This is a genomic window from Nocardia vinacea NBRC 16497 (assembly GCF_000308835.1).
GTDB lineage: Bacteria > Actinomycetota > Actinomycetes > Mycobacteriales > Mycobacteriaceae > Nocardia > Nocardia vinacea.
In genome coordinates this window covers 1-243 of sequence record NZ_BAGN01000278.1, presented here as the reverse complement: position 1 = coordinate 243, position 243 = coordinate 1, and the positions used below count along the sequence as shown (strand labels likewise).

1 protein-coding gene is annotated in these 243 nt (G+C 68.3%); it reads right to left on the bottom strand.

Annotated elements, in window-relative coordinates; all coding sequences use genetic code 11:
* The coding region (locus tag ON44_RS33480; RefSeq protein ID WP_040697906.1) for a ketoacyl-synthetase C-terminal extension domain-containing protein at positions 1–243 on the bottom strand (243 nt) is incomplete at both ends.

Genomic DNA, 243 nt, shown 5'->3' with positions numbered 1-243 from the left:
CCCTCACCGGTACGCCCCGACAACACCCACACCAACCCGCCAGCAGTGACCGGCACCAGCGACTCGGTACCAGGCACCGGTTCAACGACCGCAGGTGCTTGTTCGAGGATGACGTGCGCGTTGGTGCCCGAGACGCCGAAGGAGGAGATGCCCGCGCGCAGGGGGTGCCCGTTGCGAGGCCACGGCTGTTCCTGGGTGAGCAGCTCGACTGTGCCGGTCGTCCAGTCCACGTGGCTGGAGGGT